This window comes from Gluconacetobacter diazotrophicus PA1 5 (assembly GCF_000067045.1).
Taxonomy (GTDB): domain Bacteria; phylum Pseudomonadota; class Alphaproteobacteria; order Acetobacterales; family Acetobacteraceae; genus Gluconacetobacter; species Gluconacetobacter diazotrophicus.
Window position 1 is genome coordinate 775488 of record NC_010125.1, and the last position, 18956, is coordinate 794443.

Annotated in this window: 18 protein-coding genes; 10 read left to right on the forward strand and 8 right to left on the reverse strand. The window is 66.6% G+C overall.

Features of this window, described 5'->3' with window-relative positions:
• Positions 1–27: 27 nt before the first annotated feature.
• On the reverse strand, positions 28–1449 hold the full coding sequence (locus GDI_RS03615) for a hypothetical protein (RefSeq protein WP_012223422.1): 1422 nt from the start codon (positions 1447–1449) through the stop codon (positions 28–30).
• Positions 1450–1940: 491 nt separating this feature from the next.
• On the opposite strand from GDI_RS03615, the gene GDI_RS03620 reads away from it, so the two are divergent.
• On the forward strand, positions 1941–2792 hold the full coding sequence (locus tag GDI_RS03620) for a phosphotransferase (RefSeq protein ID WP_012223424.1): 852 nt from the start codon (positions 1941–1943) through the stop codon (positions 2790–2792).
• 234 nt (positions 2793–3026) lie between these two features.
• On the forward strand, positions 3027–3176 hold the full coding sequence (locus GDI_RS20460; RefSeq protein ID WP_012223442.1) for a NepR family anti-sigma factor: 150 nt from the start codon (positions 3027–3029) through the stop codon (positions 3174–3176).
• A gap of 35 nt (positions 3177–3211) precedes the next feature.
• Here the strand turns inward: GDI_RS20460 and GDI_RS03625 are convergent, their stop codons facing one another.
• From GDI_RS03625 to GDI_RS19620, 5 genes are all read right to left on the reverse strand, one after another.
• On the reverse strand, positions 3212–3592 hold the full coding sequence (locus GDI_RS03625; protein WP_041249272.1) for a hypothetical protein: 381 nt from the start codon (positions 3590–3592) through the stop codon (positions 3212–3214).
• A gap of 40 nt (positions 3593–3632) precedes the next feature.
• Complete coding sequence (locus tag GDI_RS03630; protein ID WP_012223460.1) at positions 3633–4664, reverse strand: biotin/lipoyl-binding protein; 1032 nt, start codon at positions 4662–4664, stop codon at positions 3633–3635.
• Between the two features lie 11 nt (positions 4665–4675).
• On the reverse strand, positions 4676–4870 hold the full coding sequence (locus GDI_RS03635) for a DUF1656 domain-containing protein (RefSeq protein ID WP_012223462.1): 195 nt from the start codon (positions 4868–4870) through the stop codon (positions 4676–4678).
• A 1-nt stretch (position 4871) separates the two neighbouring features.
• Positions 4872–6944, reverse strand: coding sequence for an FUSC family protein (locus tag GDI_RS03640; RefSeq protein WP_012223464.1), 2073 nt, complete (start codon positions 6942–6944; stop codon positions 4872–4874).
• Between the two features lie 244 nt (positions 6945–7188).
• Complete coding sequence (locus GDI_RS19620) at positions 7189–7377, reverse strand: hypothetical protein (RefSeq protein WP_157870989.1); 189 nt, start codon at positions 7375–7377, stop codon at positions 7189–7191.
• A gap of 151 nt (positions 7378–7528) precedes the next feature.
• On the opposite strand from GDI_RS19620, the gene GDI_RS03645 reads away from it, so the two are divergent.
• The 5 genes from GDI_RS03645 (at position 7529) to GDI_RS03665 (ending at position 14514) form a co-directional block, all read left to right on the forward strand.
• Complete coding sequence (locus tag GDI_RS03645; protein ID WP_012223469.1) at positions 7529–8683, forward strand: metallophosphoesterase family protein; 1155 nt, start codon at positions 7529–7531, stop codon at positions 8681–8683.
• A complete protein-coding gene (locus GDI_RS03650; RefSeq protein ID WP_012223470.1) occupies positions 8680–11346 on the forward strand; it encodes an AAA family ATPase in 2667 nt (888 codons plus the stop codon). Before GDI_RS03645 ends, GDI_RS03650 begins: the two co-directional genes overlap by 4 nt.
• Positions 11347–11621: 275 nt before the next feature.
• On the forward strand, positions 11622–13160 hold the full coding sequence (locus GDI_RS03655) for a carbohydrate porin (RefSeq protein ID WP_081482847.1): 1539 nt from the start codon (positions 11622–11624) through the stop codon (positions 13158–13160).
• A 197-nt stretch (positions 13161–13357) separates the two neighbouring features.
• Positions 13358–13906, forward strand: a complete 549-nt coding sequence (gene moaB, locus GDI_RS03660) for a molybdenum cofactor biosynthesis protein B (RefSeq protein ID WP_041249662.1) — start codon at positions 13358–13360, stop codon at positions 13904–13906.
• Between the two features lie 26 nt (positions 13907–13932).
• Positions 13933–14514 (forward strand): DJ-1/PfpI family protein, encoded by a 582-nt coding sequence (locus tag GDI_RS03665; RefSeq protein WP_041249663.1) that lies wholly within the window; start codon positions 13933–13935, stop codon positions 14512–14514.
• Between the two features lie 74 nt (positions 14515–14588).
• Here GDI_RS03665 and ahpF read toward each other — a convergent pair whose 3' ends face one another.
• Complete coding sequence (gene ahpF, locus GDI_RS03670; protein ID WP_041249273.1) at positions 14589–16145, reverse strand: alkyl hydroperoxide reductase subunit F; 1557 nt, start codon at positions 16143–16145, stop codon at positions 14589–14591.
• Between the two features lie 69 nt (positions 16146–16214).
• A complete protein-coding gene (gene ahpC / locus GDI_RS03675; protein WP_041249274.1) occupies positions 16215–16778 on the reverse strand; it encodes an alkyl hydroperoxide reductase subunit C in 564 nt (187 codons plus the stop codon).
• A gap of 129 nt (positions 16779–16907) precedes the next feature.
• Between ahpC and GDI_RS03680 the strand changes: the two genes are divergently transcribed.
• The 3 genes from GDI_RS03680 (at position 16908) to GDI_RS03685 (ending at position 18927) form a co-directional block, all read left to right on the forward strand.
• Positions 16908–17855 carry a hydrogen peroxide-inducible genes activator gene (locus GDI_RS03680; RefSeq protein WP_012223482.1) on the forward strand — a complete coding sequence of 316 codons (948 nt, stop codon included), beginning with the start codon at positions 16908–16910 and terminating at the stop codon, positions 17853–17855.
• Between the two features lie 163 nt (positions 17856–18018).
• Complete coding sequence (locus tag GDI_RS19625) at positions 18019–18195, forward strand: hypothetical protein (protein WP_012553663.1); 177 nt, start codon at positions 18019–18021, stop codon at positions 18193–18195.
• A 102-nt stretch (positions 18196–18297) separates the two neighbouring features.
• Positions 18298–18927 carry a POTRA domain-containing protein gene (locus GDI_RS03685; RefSeq protein ID WP_012553662.1) on the forward strand — a complete coding sequence of 210 codons (630 nt, stop codon included), beginning with the start codon at positions 18298–18300 and terminating at the stop codon, positions 18925–18927.
• Positions 18928–18956 lie beyond the last annotated feature (29 nt).

Genomic DNA, 18956 nt, shown 5'->3' on the forward strand with positions numbered 1-18956 from the left:
GCCGTCCGTCAGATTAAGTGCAAACTTCTACACCTGCCACTCCTCGCGCCTTCTGACAGGTCCGTGGGGCGCAAGATACTGATTGAGATGCTGGCCGAACTCCACCGCGCCGGCTCGTGGCATTTCGTGCGTAAGCTGGTCAATCTCCTTAAAGCGAGAGCTACTCATGAACTCCATGCTCGCGTAGGGGCCTGTGACCACAAGTACGCATGCTGCGCGGCCGCTCTGTTCGAGTCCCCGTAGGAAGCTCCGCAGCTCGCTGTCGCGTCCCTCCCAATGGTCTCGATCGAACACGATGAGCCACGGAGCTTCGTAGAGACGACCGTCGTCCGGCTCCCCGCGGCTCTGCTTCTCGGCGTCAATCGTTCGCGTCATGAAGTTGACGATCTCGAGCGAGGTTGGCTTGAATGGAGCCCCCTTGGCGAAGAGGGTGGGATAACCCTCGGCAGCGGCCCTCCATGCCAGCATCCGCGCATGGGTCGTTCCGCCCGCGCCAGGCTCGGTGCGGATGACCGCGACCGTGTTGGCCTCGGAGCCGCTGCGATCTAAGCGCCGCAATATATGACGCAGCTCAGGCCACGCCACGTCGTCCCGCGGCCAAGGAAGGCCTGCCGCGTAGGGCTGCCATGACGCGCTCGGATCGCGGAAGAACCCCTCGACGGTCTCCGCCGTCAGATCCTCGGGCGCGAGGGGCCGGAGATCCTGATCCTGGATGAGTTCGTAGCGCCCAAGCACCGGATGCTGGGCGTCGTCCACCTGGGTTATATCAACCGACGTCGTGTCGCCCCGCGCGCTCCGCACGCGAAGGAGAACCCGTTCCCCAGTATGGGCTTGCGCATACCGGGTGGAAAGGTCGTGGGCGAAGCTAGCGATGTCCTTCTCGACGATTGCGATCGAGCCGCCGGCGGCGCGAGCTCGTCGCCATCCATCGGCCTCGGCATGAAGGGTCGCGTAGTCTCCGACAATGGTTGTGAGCGGCCGAAAGCCCTCTTCCCACAAGGTACGGAGATCCGGCGGGACGCCGGTCGCCTTGGACGAAAGCACCAGCAGCTCACGCGGATCCGTGCGCGCCAACTCATTAAGAATACTCAATCTCGAGAGCTGCGAGACGAGGGTACCCGACCCGCCGCCGCTGTTGAGCTTGTAGATCGGCAAGCTCCGCGGAGGCAGCACGATATCCGCGGGGTTGCCGTCGATGATGATGGGATATCCGCGGCGAAGAACCCTGAAATCAGTCGGGTCTTCCTGCGCAAGGATCGCGGTCTCAAGCGCAGGGTCTCCTCCCTCGAGAAGCACGGCTCGCCACGGCAATCGGATGACGTCGGCCAAGGCGACCGGGTCCGCGGCCCTAACGACGTCCTTGCCAACCCAGAGCGCGATGTCTCTAGCGTCCAAACGGGACAGGATGGAATCAGAAACCGATACCTGTCTAATTGTCATGTTTTCCATCGGCCCGGTCCCAATAAATAGCCTGCCCCTGTTGGGGGGCAGGATTTGAAATTAATACATTCGGCCTCATTAGGCCGTGTTTGGATTGGGCGAGCGCAAGACCCCCATGGCAAACGCGCTCCCCCAAGGTAAGATGGGGCTGCTACCTCTTACTTATATTCAAGATGACGGGTGTCGCCAAATGGAGAACTGAGCGGCTCCAGGACTGACGGAGTTTATTTCTCGCACGCGATGAACCACGTCCGCTTCGAAGAAGCGTGAGGCTGCACTACGGCGTCCGACAAGAGGCGAGAGCGGTAATATGTAGCGTTCCAGCAGATGCCGGCTTTTGCATGCCGATGTCCAAAAGTTGCCCGTGCGCTCCCGGCCAGGATTGCTCGTTTCTTCTGGCGGGACTTCATGCACGAATATATTGGGTTGATTCGTACCTGTTGCCTTGGAAGAAACGACCTGGATAAGCGGTTGTTCAGCATATCGGCATCGGAGAGATCATGATCGTCGGACAAGCGCATCGCGAGGCGATCAGGCGGATTTCAGGATGGACACCGGAATCGTTCCGGGTCGTGCGCGGAGGTTATACGCCGGCTGCGCGGTATCTTGTACGAAACGGGAAACAACAAGCTTTCGTCAAGATTGCCACGACACTCCACACGGCCAATCTGTTGCGTCGCGAAATCGTGGCCTACAGGTCTTTGCCGGAAGGGACCCGGCCGCGCCTGTTGGGATACGATGCCGAGAGCGTCAATCCCATACTGGTTATCGAAGATCTGAGCGAGGCGATCTGGCCGCCTCCCTGGACCGACGACAGGGTTTCGGCCGCGCTAGCCGCAATTGAAGACCTTCACGGCATGCGTGCTGAATTGCCGACGTTCGACGCGGTCCATGGCGTGGACGTCCGAGGGTGGACCTGTGTCCAGGCTGATCCCACGCCATTCCTGGCATTGGGACTCGCCTCGGCAGATTGGTTGGCGAGGGCGCTGCCTGCTTTGATCGAGGCTGAAAATGCATGCCCGACAGCCGGTCTCAGTCCGACGCACTGGGATTTGCGTAGTGACAATATGTGTTTCTTGTCCGGGACCGTGAAACTTGTCGATTGGGCAGAGGCCTGCCTGTCCAATCCGAAGCTGGATATGGGATTCTGGTTGCCCAGCCTTGCGCATGAAGGCGGCCCGCCTCCTGAAGCAATCCTGCCGGACGCGCCCGAGGTCGCTGCGTGGGTATCAGGATACTTTGCGGCCCGCGCGGGCCTGGCGAATATCCCCGACGCTCCGTTCGTTCGCCGGGTACAGCGCGAGCAGCTTATGACGGCATTGCCCTGGGTCAAACGAGCACTTCGCCTTTAAGCGGCTGTTTCAAAAGCCCTGATGCTGTGCGAAAGCGGCCCGAAAGGTCGCGCCCCGCGTCATTCGTGGCACCGAGGCGCATGGCAGCAATGTTGCGCCATATCGTCGCTGCCTTGAACTGAAGTCGAGGGAGGACGTTGACGTCCGATTGCGGGTCCATGACCGGATCGACTGGCTTCTCCGGACCGCCCCGCGTGCGGGAGACACCGTTCAATGAACAGGCCTGTACCAGACATGTCCGGACCGGCTGACGGCGATCATGCCTTTACCCTGTGGCTCGGACGCAGGCTGCATGGAATGTACGGGGATGTGGCCCGTGAACCGATACCGGATAGCCTGCTGCAAATTGTCCGAAATATCGAGGATAAGGATACATCGGACTAGGCTGCGTGTCGTCGAATGACTCCGTCGCGGGCGTCCTAGTCGTCCCGGCTCAGGGGCAGGTCCAGCATCTGCCCCGGCTTGTTGCCCTTGATCGTCAGGTCGGCGCTGTTTTCCGATACCATGCGAAACGTTACCAGCGGATCGCGGTTGATCGATTGCAGCGTCGTGTGGTCGTGACGGGTCAGGGTGAACTGGTGCCGCGTGATGGCATGCAGTTCGTCGGGCAGCGTGATCTGGATCTGGTGGTGGCTGTCGGGGGCGGCGATGACGACGGGCGAGATGCCCATCGCGGCCCAGCGGCCGGTGAACGGGTCGGCGGCAGCGGCGGCGCGCGCGTCCGTGGGTGTGCCCAGGCACGCGCCCGTGGCGGACAGGGCCATCAGCACGGCGGCGTGGGTTGCGAGACGGCGGGTCATGGCGTTTCTCCGGTCTTGTCTTTTTATGGAATGAGCCATGTTAGCGGTCCTGTCCGTCCTCCGACACCCCGTTCGACAGGGACGTGGGTGACGGAACAGGCGTGGCGGGGGAAGCCGCCACCGCATTGGGCGGCCGGACGCGGTGCATCGACTGGCGCAACTGGGCGACCAGCGCGCGCAGCGTCACGCGGGGCTGTCGTCCCTCGGGGGTGACGATCGAAACGCTCGCGGTCATGCCCGCCGCCAGCGTGATTCCGGCGGGCAGGGCGTCGATATGCACCCGCACCGGAATGCGCTGCGCCAGCCGTACCCAGGTATAGACCGGGTTGACCAAGGGCAGGCCCTGGGTCGATCGTTGCGCGTTGGCCGAGGATATGCCGCGCGTGATGCTCTCGACATGGCCCCAGAGCGGGGTCGCGTAGCCCATCAGGTCGATCCGCACCAGCGCGCCGGGATAGATCCCCCGCATCCGGGTTTCCTCGAAATACCCGTCCACCCAATAGGATTCCGCGTCGATCACCTCGATATCCGATACGCCGGCGGTGGCGAAATCGCCCACCCGCATCGTCAGGTTGGTGACGTAGCCGTTGACGGTGCTGCGGACCTGCGTGCGGTCCAGGTTCATCCGCGCCTGCGACAGGGCGGCCAGCGCGTCGGCATATTGGGCCTTGGCCTGTTCCGCCACGGCTTCGAACTGCTGCTTTTCCTCGGCCGAGGCCGAGGCCGAGGACAGTTGCTGCCGGCGCTGGTGCTGCGCCAGGCGCAGCGTCAGGTCCGCCTGGCGTTCATTGACGCGCGCCGTCGCCGATGCCACCGCGATGCGGAAATCGAACGGGTCGATGGAGTACAGCACATCGCCGCGATGGACATACTGGTTGTCGGTGACACGGACATCCACGATCTGCCCCGATACGCGCGGCGCGATGTTGGCGACCTGCACGCGCACCTGCCCGTTCCGGGTCCAGGGCGCGGCCGTGTAGTAATCCCACAGCCCCAGCACCACCACTGTCGCAATGGCCAGGATGGCCAGCGTGGTTGCGATCCGTATGACGTGACGGGCGCGTTCGAACACCATCCGACCTTTCACAACAGAAAAACATAGAATCCGACAAGGCAGATCAGGATTCCGAATTCGGCCAGAGGCACGTTCCAGACCCGTTTCTGCACGAAGGTGGTGCCCAGAAGCGGGCGCAGCACCAGCAGGGTCAGCACCGCCAGCCCCGCATCGATGACGAACGAGGATACCTGCACGCCCGCGATATCGACCGTCGGCCCCATCTCAGCCCCTCCACGCCGCGGGGATGATGCCGTAATGGCGCAGCAGCCGCACGTTGCGCTCCAGCAGCCGCGCCGCGCCGAACAGGCCCGATACGGCGCCGATCACGATCTCGCGCTCGACCGGGGGCAGGTCGCGGGACGCGGCCAGCAGCACCGTCGCATGGTGCATGATGCGCCGCGCGCTTTCGGGGACATTGCGCACCCGCAGCAGGTCCAGGCCCTGGCGGGCCAGGTCCGATACCGGTGGAATCATCATGGCCCGCGTCAGGTGCCGCCGGGCCCGCGCCAGCGCGCCGATCAGGTCGCCCATCGACACGATGCGGCCGAACACCCCGGCGGCGACCCGGTGCGGCGGCAGATGGCCCGTCCAGGTGCGGGCCTGGATCAGCCGGTCATATTGCCGGCTGATCAGCATCGGGCCGGCGATGTCCCCCCGGCCGGTGAACTGCCGCCGCAGCGACAGCGCCACCGTCATCGCGACCCGGAAGCGCCGCCGCCGCGCCGAAGGCGGCAGCAGCACCAGCGAGAAGAACAGGATCACCGCCGACAGCGTGTAGAAGACATTGCGGTCGATGAACTGCATCGGGTCGTAGTTCTGGATGTTGTCCAGCCCCAGCACGATGAAGAAGAACACCCCGAAATTCAGCCCGATCGCCGCATGGCGCGGATGGATCAGCAGCAGGCATGTCGCGAACACCACCGGCGCGATCATCAGCGCCAGGAAGCCCATGTCGGACCCGTAGGGCAGGATGCGGTAATCCAGCACCAGCGCGCACAGCGTGGACAGCGGCACGCCGATCAGCGCCCCGAACCCGAAGGCGCGGGTGTCGAATGTCGTGATCGACAGGGTCAGGATGGTGGCGACCTGTACCAGCGTCATCGTCGAACCCGGCAGACCGGACAGGATGCAGATCGCGGCGGCGGCGGAAAATCCCACGATCACGCGCACGCCGTTCAGCATGGCCAGCACCGGGTCCTGATGCCGGGCGAGGCGCACGTTCCGGGCCACGCGCGGTGCCGCGCGGCCGTCCTCCAGCGTGCGGATGCCGTCCTCGACCCATCGTCCGTAGGACAGCAGCGCCATCGCGCGCTCGATCAGATAGGCCTCGGCCGGGGTCGGTGGCGCGTCGCCGTCCTCGACGCGCAGCAGCGCATCCAGCGCGCCCCGCGCGTCGTCCGCGCCGGTGAAGGGCGTCCCGTCGCCGAAGCGCTGCCGCACCCGCGACAGGATCGCCGGGCGGACATCGTTCTCGCGCAGGACGCCGCCGATGGCGCGGCTGCACGATATCATGTCCAGCATCGCGACCATGGCAGACCGCGCGCCGGTCATGCGCAGCGCGCTGTCGGCCAGTTCCGTCCGCGCGAATGAAACCTGGCTGGTCAGCGCCATGATCGTCCCTGCCAGCGCAACACAGCTTCCGTCGTCGGGAATACCCCGCCCGGCCACGGCGTCGCGGGCGATCCGCCGGACATCGACCGCCGCCCGGCGCAGCCGGTCCGCCAGGGCGCGCCATGCGGAGGGCGAGCCCGTCACGTCATTGACCACCGCGACCGATACGATGCCGATCATGATGGCCGACACACGGAAGATCGCGACCGAGAACACCGCTTCAGGCCGGTCGATGCACCCGATTCCGATGATGGCGACGGTATAGCCGGCCAGCAGCGCGCCATAGGCCCGGAAGTCGCGCGCCAGCGTGCCGGCGACCACGCACAGCCCCAGCCACAGCGCGGCCCCCCCCAGCACCATGAACCGGTCCTGCCCGAAGGCCGCGATCAGCCCGATCGCGACGGCAGCGCCGACCAGGGTACCCACGATGCGATACAGCGCCTTGGACAGGATCTGGCCGCGCAGGGGCTGGGACAGGATCATCACCGTGACGCCCGCGCTGGCCGGCGAGTCGATTTGCATCCAGAACGCCACGGTCAGGGCCAGCACGGCCGATGCCCAGGTGCGCAGGCAGAAGGCGATGCTGCCGGGGGGAAACCATCCCGCCAGTATGGGAGGCAGCCAGACCCGGCGCGCGATGCCGGCCCGCATGCCCGCCCCGCCGCTTGCGGCGTCCTGCCCCATACGTCCTTGCCCCTATCCGCCGTGCCGCCTGACCCTATCCGTGGGCCGGAGCGAAGTATGGCGGCCGGCTGCCCATCCTATGTGTCACGATAGCGACAAACCATGTCACGGCGGCCGCGCCCAGCCCGGGATACGGGCTGGTCGAGGGAATAAAGGCAGTGTTTCAATCAGTTGTCTGGGAATCCGTCCCCCGCGATCCCGGTCCGATGGCTGAAATGTGCCATGGTCATGGCCGCTCCACGATTCAGCGGAGGGCGCGCCCGGCGTCCGAGCGGCGGTGGGTCTGCAGATGCCGGCGGTGCCGGGTATGAATGGCCCGCACGGCCTCGGACATGGCCGGATGCAGGCGGGTGCGACGGGCAGGGCGGTTGGGGCTGGACGTCGTCACAGGGGGCGGGGTGGTGTGGGAGGAACTGCGAACCGGAACCATCATCGGAGTGTCTTGAACCCTGTCTTCGCCGCGCGGCCGGACTGCCGGGCTGGCCATACGCAGTCTTGCCCGGCCTCATGTCCGAAATACGGCAGGGAAAAGGTCGTCCGGCGGTTCCTCTGGCCCCCGGCGCCGGTTCGGGCGATAAGACGCCATGCGCCTGATTCACACGTCCGACTGGCAGATCGGCAAGGTCTTCCGCTTCGCCGACGACGACGTCCTGCCGGTCCTGCAGCACGAACGGCTGGAAGCGATCAGCCGGATCGGCCGCCTGGCCCGCGCCCAGGGGGCCGACGCGGTGGTGGTGGCGGGCGACATCTATGACTATACGCGCCCGGCGGAACGCACCCTGCGCCAGCCGATCGAACGGATGCGGCAATTCCCCGACCTGCGCTGGCACCTGATCCCGGGCAACCACGATTTCCACGAACCGGACGGGCTGTGGGACCGGCTGCTGCGTACCGGCCTGCCGGACACCATCCTGCCCCATCTGTCCGACGACCCGGCGCCGCTGGACGCGGCCGGCACGGCCTGGGTCATTCCGGCCGGGCTGGGCCACCGCCACGTCATCGGCGACCCCACGGCGGGAATGGACCGGTCGGCCACGCCGGAAGGCGCCATGCGGGTGGGGTTGGCGCACGGGTCGGTCCGCACGTTCGGCGAGGACGCGCCGGACCATAACGTGATCGCCATCGACCGCGCGCGGCAGGCGGGCCTGTCCTACCTGGCGCTGGGCGACTGGCACGGCGCGCTGCGGATCGACGCCCGGACCTGGTATTCCGGCACGCCGGAAGTCGACGGGTTCGATGTCGGGGGCGCCGGCGGCGGGCAGGCGCTGCTGGTCACGCTGGACGGTCCCCGGGCCGAACCGGTCGTCGAATCCCACGATGTCGGGCGCTTTCGCTGGCGGCGCGAACAGGCGGTGCTGACCGACGCCGCCGGCATCGAGGCGCTGGATGCCCGGCTGCGCGCCATCGACCGCGACGATCCCAGCCGCGTCCTGGTTCGCCTGGCGGTCAGCGGGGCGCTGAACCTGACCGACCTCGAATGCTACCAGACGCGGATCGTGGACGGGCTGGGCTCGGCCTTGCGGCTGCTGCGCATCGACGGCGCCCCCGGCCTGGCCCCGTCGCCCGACGACCTGGACGGATTTGGCCTGGCCGGCGCGGTGCGGGCGGCGGCGGACGCCCTGGTCCGCCAGACGCATGAAGGCCCCGAGGACGGCCGCGACATCGCCGCCGCGGCGCTGCAACGGCTCTACCTGCTGGCCCGCGCGGGCGATCCGCAATCCGGGGGAGGTGCGGCATGATTCTGCATGGGCTGGAGGTCGAACAGGTCCGGCGCTTCGCCGATCCGGTGCGCCTGGCGGGGCTGGGGCCGGGGCTGAACCTGCTGGGGGCGCCGAACGAATCCGGCAAATCGACCCTGCTGGCCGCGTTGCGCGCCGTCTTCCTGTTGCAGCACGGCTCCAAGAGCCGGCCGATCGCCGACCTGCAACCCTATGGCGGCAAGGGCGCGCCCCGGATCGCGGTCGACTTCACCGTGGACGGCACGATGTGGCGGCTGGAAAAGCGCTTCCTGCACCGGCCCTTCGCCCAGTTGAGCGGTGACGGCGCGACCTTCCAGGGCGATGCGGCGGAGGCCCGCCTGCATGCCCTGATCGGCGTCGAGTCCGGCAAGCGCGGGACCGAGGCGCTGGGCCTGATGAATGCCCTGTGGGTCGGGCAGGGCCACAGCCTGGCCCAGCCCGATTTTTCCGACCCCGCGCGGACGACCCTGCGCGCCTGCCTGGAATCCGACCTCGGCGCCATGACGGGCGGCGAGGCCGCCGAACGCATCCTGGCGCGGGTGCTGGCCGACCTGTCGGTGCTGCTGGACGGGCGCGGCAATCCCAAGGGGCGCTATCGCGCGGCGATCGAGGGCGAGCAGGCGGCGTCCGACGAACTGGCCCGCCTGCAGACCCGCCGGCAGGTGCTGGAGGACGATCTGCAGGCCATGGCCGACCTGCGCCGCCGCCTGGCGCGCGAGGACGATTCCGACCGGCGCGAGAAGGAGCGCGAGCATCTGGCCGAGGCCCGGCGGCAACGCGATCGGCTGCGCGACCATGACGCCCGGCACCGTGCCGCGCGCGCCGCGCTGGACCACGCGACGGCGCGGCTGGCCGCTGTGCGGCAGGATGTGGCCCGCCGTGCCGAATGGCGGCAGGCGCTGGATGCCCAGTCGGCGCGCAGGGCGGACCTGGCCGAGGCGCTGGCGGCGGCGCGGGCGGCCCATGACGCGGCCCAGACCGCCCAGGCCGCGCGCATGCGGGCGGTCCAGGATGCCGACGCACACCGCCTGTCGGCCCGGCGCGCCCTGGACCGGGCCACGCGGCGGGTGGAGCGGACGCGGCTGGAACAGGAACGGCGCGATGCGGCGGCGTCGCTCGACCGGCTGGACCAGGCGGCGCAGGCGGTGACGCGGGCGGCGGCCCGCCTGTCCGCCTGCACGGTCGACGAGGCCCGGATGACCGCGATCCGCCAGGCCGCCCGCGCCGTCCAGGCCGCCCGCGCCGCCAGCCAGGCGCAGGCGACGATGCTGGACGTGGTGCTGGAGGGCACGGGCGCCGGACGGCTGAAGCTGGACGGCCGCGTGCTGGGTTCCGGCCGCGTTCAGGTGACGGACACCGCCCGGTTGCACATCGCGGGTATCGGCACCGTATCCATCGAACCCGCCAGCCATGACCGCGAACGGCTGCGCGCCGACGCGGCAAGGGCCGACCACGCCCTGCGCCAGGCGCTGGACGCCGCGGGCTGCGTCGATCCCGACGCGGCCGAGGCCGCCCTGGCCGAACGCCGCCAGGCCGACCTGGCCTTCCAGGCGGCGCAGACGACGCTGGCCGGCCTGCTGGTGGCCGCCGACCGGTCGCCCGCCGCGGCCATGACCGAGGGCCGCCGCCGTCTGGCCGAACTGGAGGCGCGGATCGCCCGGCACGGCGATGAGGACGGGAACCCCGCCGCCGGACAGGACCCCGCCGAGGCGCTGGAGCGGGCCAGCGATGCCATGCAGGCGGCCGAGGACCGCCACGCCGCGGCCAACCAGGCCCTGTTCGCGCCCGACGAAACCCTGCGCCTGGCGGCCGCCGAACTGGGGCGCCTGGAAGGCGACCACCGCCTGGCGCAGGATGCCGCGTCCCGGCTGACGCACGACCTGGCGGCGGCCCGCGCCGCCGAGTCGGACGACGCGCTATCCGCCCGGCTGGCGGCGGAAGACGCTGCGATGCGTGAGGCCGGACAGGCGCTGCACCGGATCGAGGAAACCCGGCCCGACGGCACGGAGGCCCTGGCCGACGCCGCGATCCAACGCCTGGAGCGCGCGATCCAGGACGGAAGCGCCCGCCTGGCGGCACTGAAACAGGACATGGCGGCGCGCGAGGCCCGGATCCGCGCGGCCGAGGGCGACGGCCTGGACGAACGGATCGCCGCCCAGGACAGATTGCGGGACTCCCACGCCGCCGAACGCGCGGCCTGCGCGCGCGAGGTCGCGATCCTGCACTGCCTGCGCGACGCGGTGGCGGGCGCGGCCCGGGCGGCGACGGAACGCTATCTGGCCCCGCTCAGCCGGGCGATCCAGCCGGCGCTGGCCGCGCTCTTTCCCCGGGCGGTGGCGACCGTGGACCCGGATTTCCGCGTCTCGGGCCTGACCCGGCGCGTCGGCGAGCCGTTCGAAAACCTCTCGGACGGCACGCGCGAGCAGATCGCGGTGCTGGTGCGGCTGGGACTGGCGGAATTGCTGCGCGCGCGCGGGCGTCCGGCCATGCTGGTGCTGGATGATGCCCTGACCTGGTCCGATGCCGGCCGGCTGGACCGTATGTTCGATATCCTGGCTGATGCGGCCACCCGCGTGCAGGTCCTGATCCTGACCTGCCGGACCGAACTGTTTACCGGCCTGGGAGCGCGTGCCCTGACGATTGAGTCCGCAACGCCATCGTAAAAATCACAATTGTGTTATAATCGATGTGGCGTGGGTTCGGGGTGGGGCGAGGAATCCGTCTTACTCGATTGTTTTATATACAGATATATCGACACTCCATCACGCTCTCGGGACGTTGTGGTATATCGGTCATGCGAATGTTATACGGGGCGAACCCAGGACGACGACAGAATAGAGCGTCGCCCAAAACAATAAAGGTGCCTGCAGGCACCTGACGTGATGATGTCCCTCCGGCATGCCCTTGGCCGATGCCGGACGCAGGTAGATGGAACCCGATGATTCGTACTGTGTTCGGGGCGGCGGTCGTGCTGTCCATATCCGGCCTGATGCTATCCGACGGGTCCGCTCGCGCGCAGTCCACCCAGTCCGACGTCGTGGCGACCACGCGGCCGGTCGTGGTGGGCGGCTATGCGAATCGGGTCCCGGCACGGCTTGTCCCCGCTCCCGCCCCGAAACAGGCCGTCCCGGCAACCACGTCCTCGAAACAGGCCGCGGCGGCGCACGTCTATGTGCCCCCGTCCTTGCTGGCGGGCTATTTCCCGCCCAGTTACGAGGAATGGATTCGCGGCAGCACCATGACGGGCGACTGGGGCGGGCTGCGTACCCATCTGGAAGATCGCGGCGTGCATATCCAGGGGCATTTCCTGGAAGACGCATCCGGCAATCCGGTGGGCGGAAAATATGCCGGTGTCCGCTACGCGCATGAATTCGGGCTGGGCGCCGACATCAATTTCGCCAGGCTGATCCATCATGACATCGGCGTCCTGCATATTCTGCTGACCGAACGCGCGGGCCTCAGCCTGGCGGCGGGCCCGCTGGGCGGCGCGGTGGATTCCGTGCAGCAGATCTTCGGCTCGGGCGAGACCGTGCGCATCACCCGCCTGTCGCTGGAAAAGCAGTTCAATCGCTACGTCTCGATGGAAGCCGGCTGGATCAACACCGAAAACGATTTCGGGCAGTCCACCATGCATTGGGGCATGTCGATCTACTGCCAGTTCCAGACCAACGCGATCTGCGGCATGCCGCAGGGGCTGGCGATGAATGGCGGCTATGGCTGGTATCCCACGGCCCATCCGGGCGCGTGGCTGAAGCTCTATCCGGCCGGCAACGACCATTATCTGGTGTCGGCGGGTATCTATAACGTCGATAACACCATCTCGAACACCCATAACGGCTTCAAGCTGGGCCTGGACGATACGACGGGCGTCTACCTGCCGTTCCAGCTCGGCTGGCACCACGGCAACGACTATACCGGCGACATGGACGGCAATATCCGCATCGGCGGATACTGGGACACGTCCGAGGTCCCGATCGTCACCTCCAAGGCCGGGGCCTATCAGCCGGCGAGCGTCGAACTGATCGACCTGCCGACCACCCAGATCCGCGGCCGCTTCGGCGGCTGGTTCGAAGGTGACCAGATGATCCAGCGCGACCAGTCCGGCAGCGGCCGGGGTACGGTCATTTTCGGGTCGTTCATCTGGGGCGATCCGCGCACCGCGCTGTCGCCGTATTTCGCGACCTGGGGCATCATCCGCAAGGGAACGCTCCCCAATCGTCCGAACGATACGATCAGCTTCGGCGGCAAGATCGCGGTGCTGAATCCCAAGATGGCGCAATATGCGGGCATGCTGCAGCAGCAGGGCCAGAAGGCGATCCGCCCTTCGAACGAACCGGCCATCGAACTGAACTATGGCTGGCGGCCGACCCCGTGGGCCACGTTGCGCCCCGGCCTGCAATATGTCTGGCACCCGGGCGGCACCAACCGCTACGCCAACGCCTTCATCATAGACATGGAAACCGGCCTCACATTCTAAGCCTGCCCGTAAACGCGCTCTGGTGGCGATCCGACGCGCGTTTCCTGTGCTCCGGTGCTCGGAAACACACGACGGGCGTGCCGCCGCGCGGCACTCTCGCTCACCAGACCACGTTTCCAGGCAGGCTTCGCCCACATGTTTCCTGCCGGGCGTGAAGAGCGTTGACGGCAGTATCGGTGGTGGGGAACATGGATGCCATGTCCAGACTCGATCCCACCCGACCGTTCCTGCCAGTCCGTATCGCGGTGCTGACGGTTTCCGATACGCGCGTATTGGAAACCGACACCTCCGGCGCCCTGCTCGTGCAGCGTATCGCTGCCGCCGGCCATCACCTGGCCGACCGCGCCATCGAACCGGACGATGCCGACCGCATCGCGGCCCGTCTGGCGGGCTGGATCGCCGATCCCGCGATCGACGCGGTCATTTCCACCGGCGGCACCGGCGTCACGGGCCGCGACGTGACGCCCGAAGCCTTCGAACGGGTGCTGGAAAAGCGGATCGAGGGCTTCGGTGAACTGTTCCGCATGCTGTCGTACCAGAAGATCGGGACGTCGACGATCCAGTCGCGCGCCCTGGCCGGGGTCGCCAACGGCACTTACCTGTTCGCGCTGCCGGGGTCGTCCGGCGCGGTGAAGGACGGGTGGGACGACATCCTGGTCTGGCAGTTGGACAGCCGCCACCGCCCCTGCAATTTCGTGGAACTGATGCCCCGCCTGCGGGAGCATCTGGAACCCGCTCACGATTGAAAGGTCATGCGATGACTGGCAATGCGATGACTGGCAAGAAGCTGCTTCTGCTGGCGGGCGATTACGTCGAAGATTACGAAATCATGGTGCCGTACCAGGCCCTGACGATGCTGGGCTTCACGGTCGATGCGGTCTGCCCGGGCAAGCGGGCGGGCGATTACGTCCTGACCGCGATCCATGATTTCGAAGGGGCGCAGACCTACAGCGAAAAGCCCGGCCACCGCTTTACCCTGACGGCGGATTTCGAGCAGGTGAACGCGGCGGACTATGCGGGGCTGGTGGTCCCGGGCGGCCGCGCCCCGGAATATCTGCGCCTGGACCCGCAGGTCATCGCCCTGGTCCGTGCTTTCTCCGACCGGCCGGTCGCCGCCATCTGCCATGGCGGCCAGTTGCTCGCCGCTGCCCGGGTCATCAGCGGGCGCACCGTCTCGGCCTATCCCGCCTGCCGGCCCGAAATCGAGCTGGCCGGCGGCGTCTATGCCGATATCGCGATCGATGACGCGGTGACCGACGGATTGCTGGTCAGCGCGCCGGCCTGGCCGGCCCATCCCCGCTGGCTGGCCCAGTTCATCACGCTGCTGGGTGTCACCGTCAAACTCCCCGGATAAGAAGGATGGATCGTGACGAGGCGATTCCACCTCGTCACGTTCGGTCACGGCCGACGACGTTCTGGACCAGGCGGTCAGCCGGGCAGGCGGATAAGGTAGTCGAACGCGGCCAGCGCGGCCTTGGCCCCGTCCCCGATCGCGATGACGATCTGCTTGTACGGCGTGGTCGTCGCATCGCCCGCCGCGAAGATTCCGGGAATCGACGTCATGCCCCGGCCATCGACGATAATTTCGCCGAACGCCGTACGCTCGATCGTGCCGCGAAGCCAATCGGTATTGGGAAGCAGTCCGATCTGGACGAATACGCCGTCGACGTCCAGATACCGCGCGGTTCCGCTGCCGTCCTGAACGGTCAGGCCCGTCATCTTCGTGCCGTTGCCTTCGACCTTAGTGATCACGGCATTCGTCATGATGCTGACATTGGACAGGCTGCGAAGCTTGTCCTGCAGGAGCCTGTCCGCCCGCAGCGCCGGGTCGCGCTCCAGCAGCGTCACGTGGGAACTGATCCCGGCGAGGTCGATCGCGGCTTCGACGCCGCTATTGCCCCCTCCGGCGACCGCGACCGGCTTTCCCTTGAAGAAAGGACCGTCACAGTGCGGGCAGTAGGCCACCCCACGGGTGCGATACTCCTCCTCGCCGGGGACGTTGAGATGTCTCCAGTGCGCTCCGGTTGCAAGAATGATCGTGCGCGCCCGCAGGCTCGCCCCGCTCTCCAGCACGACGTGGTGGAGGGCGCCGGGCTGTGCTGCGGCATGCAACTCCCGCACCCGTTGCGCGGAAATGACCTCCACGTCGTATTGGCGCACATGCGCCTCCAGCGCGGCGGCCAGCTTCGGCCCCTCCGTTTCCCTGACCGAGATGAAATTCTCGATGCCGGCGGTGTCCATCACCTGGCCGCCGAACCGCTCGGCGATCAGGCCGGTACGCAGCCCCTTGCGCGCCGCATAGACCGCCGCCGCCGACCCGGCCGGACCCGCGCCCACGACCAGGATGTCGAACGGGGCAAGATCCTTCAGCCGTTCCGCGATCCGTTTCGGTGCGTCGGCATCCAGCTTCGCCAGGATCTCCGCGACACCCATGCGGCCGGACCCGAAGGGCTGTCCGTTCAGGTACACCTGGGGGACGGACATGATGTTCTTGTCTTCGACCTCACGCTGGTACAGCGCGCCGTCGATCGTGATGTTGCTGATGTTCGGGTTCAGCACGCTCATCGCATTGAGCGCCTGCACGACATCCGGGCAGTTCTGGCAGGACAGCGAAACATAGGTTTCGAAACGATACGTGCCGCTCAGCGACCTGATCTGGGCCGTAACGTCGTCCGGCAGTTTCGGCGCATGACCCCCGACCTGCAACAGCGCCAGAACCAGCGAGGTGAATTCATGTCCCATGGGAATGGCGGCGAACGCCACGCTGCCCGCTGCGTCCTCGCGCCGAATTACGAAGGATGGGCGCCGCGACGCCACGCCGTCCGTCGAGACGCGAATCTTGCCGGAAAGCGCGGCGATCTCGTGCAGCAATGCCGCCATGTCCCGGGCCGGAGCGCTGTCGTCGAGCGAGGCTTCGAGCACGATCGGATGTGCAAGATTGGCGAAATGGTCCTTGAGTTGTGACTTGATCGTATCCTGCAGCATCGGGAGGATTCCGTATTCCAGTGAAGTGGGGCGGTTGCCCGGCCGCATGGGCCGGGCCTGTGGCTGGGGTCAGATCTTGCCGATCAGATCCAGGGACGGGGTCAGGGTCGCGCCGTCCTCCTTCCACTTGGCGGGGCAGACTTCGCCGGGATGAGCAGCGATGTATTGGGCGGCCTTGATCTTGTCGATCAGGCTTTCGGCCGTCCGGCCGACGCCTTCGGCGGTGATTTCCATATATTGCACCCGCCCCTGCGGATCGATCAGGAAGGTGCCGCGGTTCGCGACGCCGGCGTCCTCGACCAGCACGCCGAAATTGCGGGAGATCGCGCCCGTGGGGTCGCCAAGCATGACGTAGCGGATCTTGCCGATCGCCGGCGACGTGTCATGCCAGGCCTTGTGCGTGAAATGCTTGTCGGTGGAAACGGCGTAGATCTCGACGCCCAGATCCTGGAAAGTGGCGTAATGATCGGCCATATCTTCCAGTTCTGTCGGGCAGACGAAGGTGAAATCCGCCGGATAGAAGAAAAAGACGGCCCATTTTCCCCTCACATCCTGGTCCGATACCTTGATAAATTCGCCGTTATGGAAGGCATCGGTGCTGAATGACTTCAGTTCGGAGTTTATCGTCGTCATAAGTTCTGTCCTTCTGTGCGTTGATGACAGAACGGGTGTCCGACAAATTTCCCTCGGGCGGAAATCGTTTGTCCCGATGGGAATTATAGGTAAAACCATTTTATGGGATTGGATTGAGCGATCGTACTTATGGAAAAGACCTACACTCCCCTGTCTGGCCTGTCGCTGCGCGACATCGAATATGCCGTGGCCGTCGATGATCTGCGAAACTTCTCCCGCGCCGCCGAACGATGTGGCGTCAGCCAGGCGGGGCTGTCCGAGCAGATCCGCAAGCTGGAAAATCTCCTGGGCGTCGTCTTGTTCGAACGTACGCGACGGCATGTGAAGCCGACACCGGAAGGTATACGGCTCCTGGAACGGGCAAGGGATGTCGTGACCGCCGCCCGGATGATGCTGGAGGCGGCGCACATGCAGTCCGGGCCGCTGAACGGAATCCTGCGCATCGGCGTGATCGCGACGCTGGGGCCCTACTACATTCCCAGCATGCTGCCGCTGCTGCGCAAGAGCTATCCTGATCTCAGGCTGCAGGTGACGGACGGCCTGACCGGACCACTCCTGGCGAAGTTGCAGCAGGACGAGCTCGACCTTGTATTCGCGGCGCTGCCGGTTTCGGAAAAATCGTTCATGGATTGCGCCCTTTTCGAGGAACCGTTCGTCGCCGCCGTTCCGTCCGGCCATCCGCTTTCCCGCAAGCGGTCGCTGGCGACGCGTGACCTGGACGGGCCCGAACTCCTGCTGCTCGAAGACGGTCACTGCCTGCGCGACCAGGCGCTTGCGCTGTGCGGCCTGCCGACGCAGGCGCGCGCGCGGCAGCGGCTTGCGACCAGCCTGGAAATGCTCTGGCACATGATCGGCGCCGGCGAGGGCCATTCCCTGATCCCCCATCTGGCGCTGCGCAATCGCGGCGAATGGCGCGGCCTCATCGCCGTCAGGCCCCTGGCGGATGCCAGCCGGACGATCGGCGCCGTCTGGCGCAAATCGGACCCGCGCGGGCCGGCCTTTGCCGAGCTTGGCGATTTCCTGCGCCGGCACGTTCCCGAAGGGTGCCGCCCGTGCCAGGACGGGCCGGAAGCATAGGTCGCGACGTGCCGCGTCCCTGACGATATTTTATCGATTCCATTGTGGAAAAGGAAACCTGTTATCGGGTGTTCCTATCACGGAATTCGATACTATCTGTTTCCCGGCCGTCTCGGAAATCCGTATCCCGTTTCAGGTGCCTCATCAGGAAAGGATACGAAACATGATGAAATCCACAAAGACTTCCGCGACCGCGATCGCCGTCGCGATCTCGTCCGCCCTGGCACTGTCCGCCTGTGCGGGCTCCGGCCTGCCGCAGTCCGACGGGCACGGTCCGGCCGGATATGATGCCGGCCTTGCCGGCAACGTCGCCACGATCCCCGACCGGGCGCTCTTCTAGAACCGGGCCGCGGCCATCATTGGCATTGCCCGGAAGGTGTGCATCATGGGGGCAGGGGGTCGGCGCGCACGCCGCCGGCCCGTGTCATGGGAGAATTCCATTTTGCGCACCATCCGTCATATCATGGCCCGCTCGGCGCTGGCCGTTGCCCTGGCCACCGGCTTCGCCTCGGTGCCCGCCCTGCACGACGTGGCGTTCGCCGCCGCGCCGGGGCCCAATGACCCGCTGAAGCTGAAATCGGTGGTCGTGACCGGCAACAAGCAGGTCTCGACGGAGGACATCCTGGCCGCCGTTCCCTTCCATGTGGGGGACACCGTCACCCGCAACCAGATCGCAGCCGCCATGCAGGACGTCATGGCCGTCTACCAGAAGAAGAATGTCGGCCTGAAACTGGGCGGCAGGACGAAATTCGCGGGCAAGGCGGTCTATGTCCAGTGGGTCATCGAGGAACAGGCCCCGGGAACCGAAACCGAAACCCATGTCGGCCTGGTCGTCGACAAGATCGTCTTCGAGGGCAACAAGAAGGTTTCCACCGCCGACCTGACGGCGGCGACGGCCCTGCGTCCGGGTTCGGCGATCACCCAGGCCACGATGGCCGCCGATCAGGAAGCCGTCCAGAAGCTGTACCAGAAGCGTGATATCAGCGCGTCGGTCCAGGTCGTGCCGGCCCAGAAGCCGGGCGACAGCCACGTGACCCTGACCTATCAGATCAACGAAAAGGCGGGCGACTGACCCGAAGGTCCCCGCCACCGGCGGGGACC

Bases quoted from the DNA above. Each gene is read 5' to 3' on its own strand.
- GDI_RS03615 (WP_012223422.1), bottom strand. From the start codon at position 1,449: ATGGAAAACATGACAATTAGACAGGTATCGGTTTCTGATTCCATCCTG.
- GDI_RS03620 (WP_012223424.1), top strand. From the start codon at position 1,941: ATGATCGTCGGACAAGCGCATCGCGAGGCGATCAGGCGGATTTCAGGA.
- GDI_RS20460 (WP_012223442.1), top strand. From the start codon at position 3,027: ATGTCCGGACCGGCTGACGGCGATCATGCCTTTACCCTGTGGCTCGGA.
- GDI_RS03625 (WP_041249272.1), bottom strand. From the start codon at position 3,592: ATGACCCGCCGTCTCGCAACCCACGCCGCCGTGCTGATGGCCCTGTCC.
- GDI_RS03635 (WP_012223462.1), bottom strand. From the start codon at position 4,870: ATGGGGCCGACGGTCGATATCGCGGGCGTGCAGGTATCCTCGTTCGTC.
- GDI_RS03640 (WP_012223464.1), bottom strand. From the start codon at position 6,944: ATGGGGCAGGACGCCGCAAGCGGCGGGGCGGGCATGCGGGCCGGCATC.
- GDI_RS19620 (WP_157870989.1), bottom strand. From the start codon at position 7,377: ATGATGGTTCCGGTTCGCAGTTCCTCCCACACCACCCCGCCCCCTGTG.
- GDI_RS03645 (WP_012223469.1), top strand. From the start codon at position 7,529: ATGCGCCTGATTCACACGTCCGACTGGCAGATCGGCAAGGTCTTCCGC.
- GDI_RS03650 (WP_012223470.1), top strand. From the start codon at position 8,680: ATGATTCTGCATGGGCTGGAGGTCGAACAGGTCCGGCGCTTCGCCGAT.
- GDI_RS03655 (WP_081482847.1), top strand. From the start codon at position 11,622: ATGATTCGTACTGTGTTCGGGGCGGCGGTCGTGCTGTCCATATCCGGC.
- moaB (WP_041249662.1), top strand. From the start codon at position 13,358: ATGTCCAGACTCGATCCCACCCGACCGTTCCTGCCAGTCCGTATCGCG.
- GDI_RS03665 (WP_041249663.1), top strand. From the start codon at position 13,933: ATGACTGGCAAGAAGCTGCTTCTGCTGGCGGGCGATTACGTCGAAGAT.
- ahpF (WP_041249273.1), bottom strand. From the start codon at position 16,145: ATGCTGCAGGATACGATCAAGTCACAACTCAAGGACCATTTCGCCAAT.
- ahpC (WP_041249274.1), bottom strand. From the start codon at position 16,778: ATGACGACGATAAACTCCGAACTGAAGTCATTCAGCACCGATGCCTTC.
- GDI_RS03680 (WP_012223482.1), top strand. From the start codon at position 16,908: ATGGAAAAGACCTACACTCCCCTGTCTGGCCTGTCGCTGCGCGACATC.
- GDI_RS19625 (WP_012553663.1), top strand. From the start codon at position 18,019: ATGATGAAATCCACAAAGACTTCCGCGACCGCGATCGCCGTCGCGATC.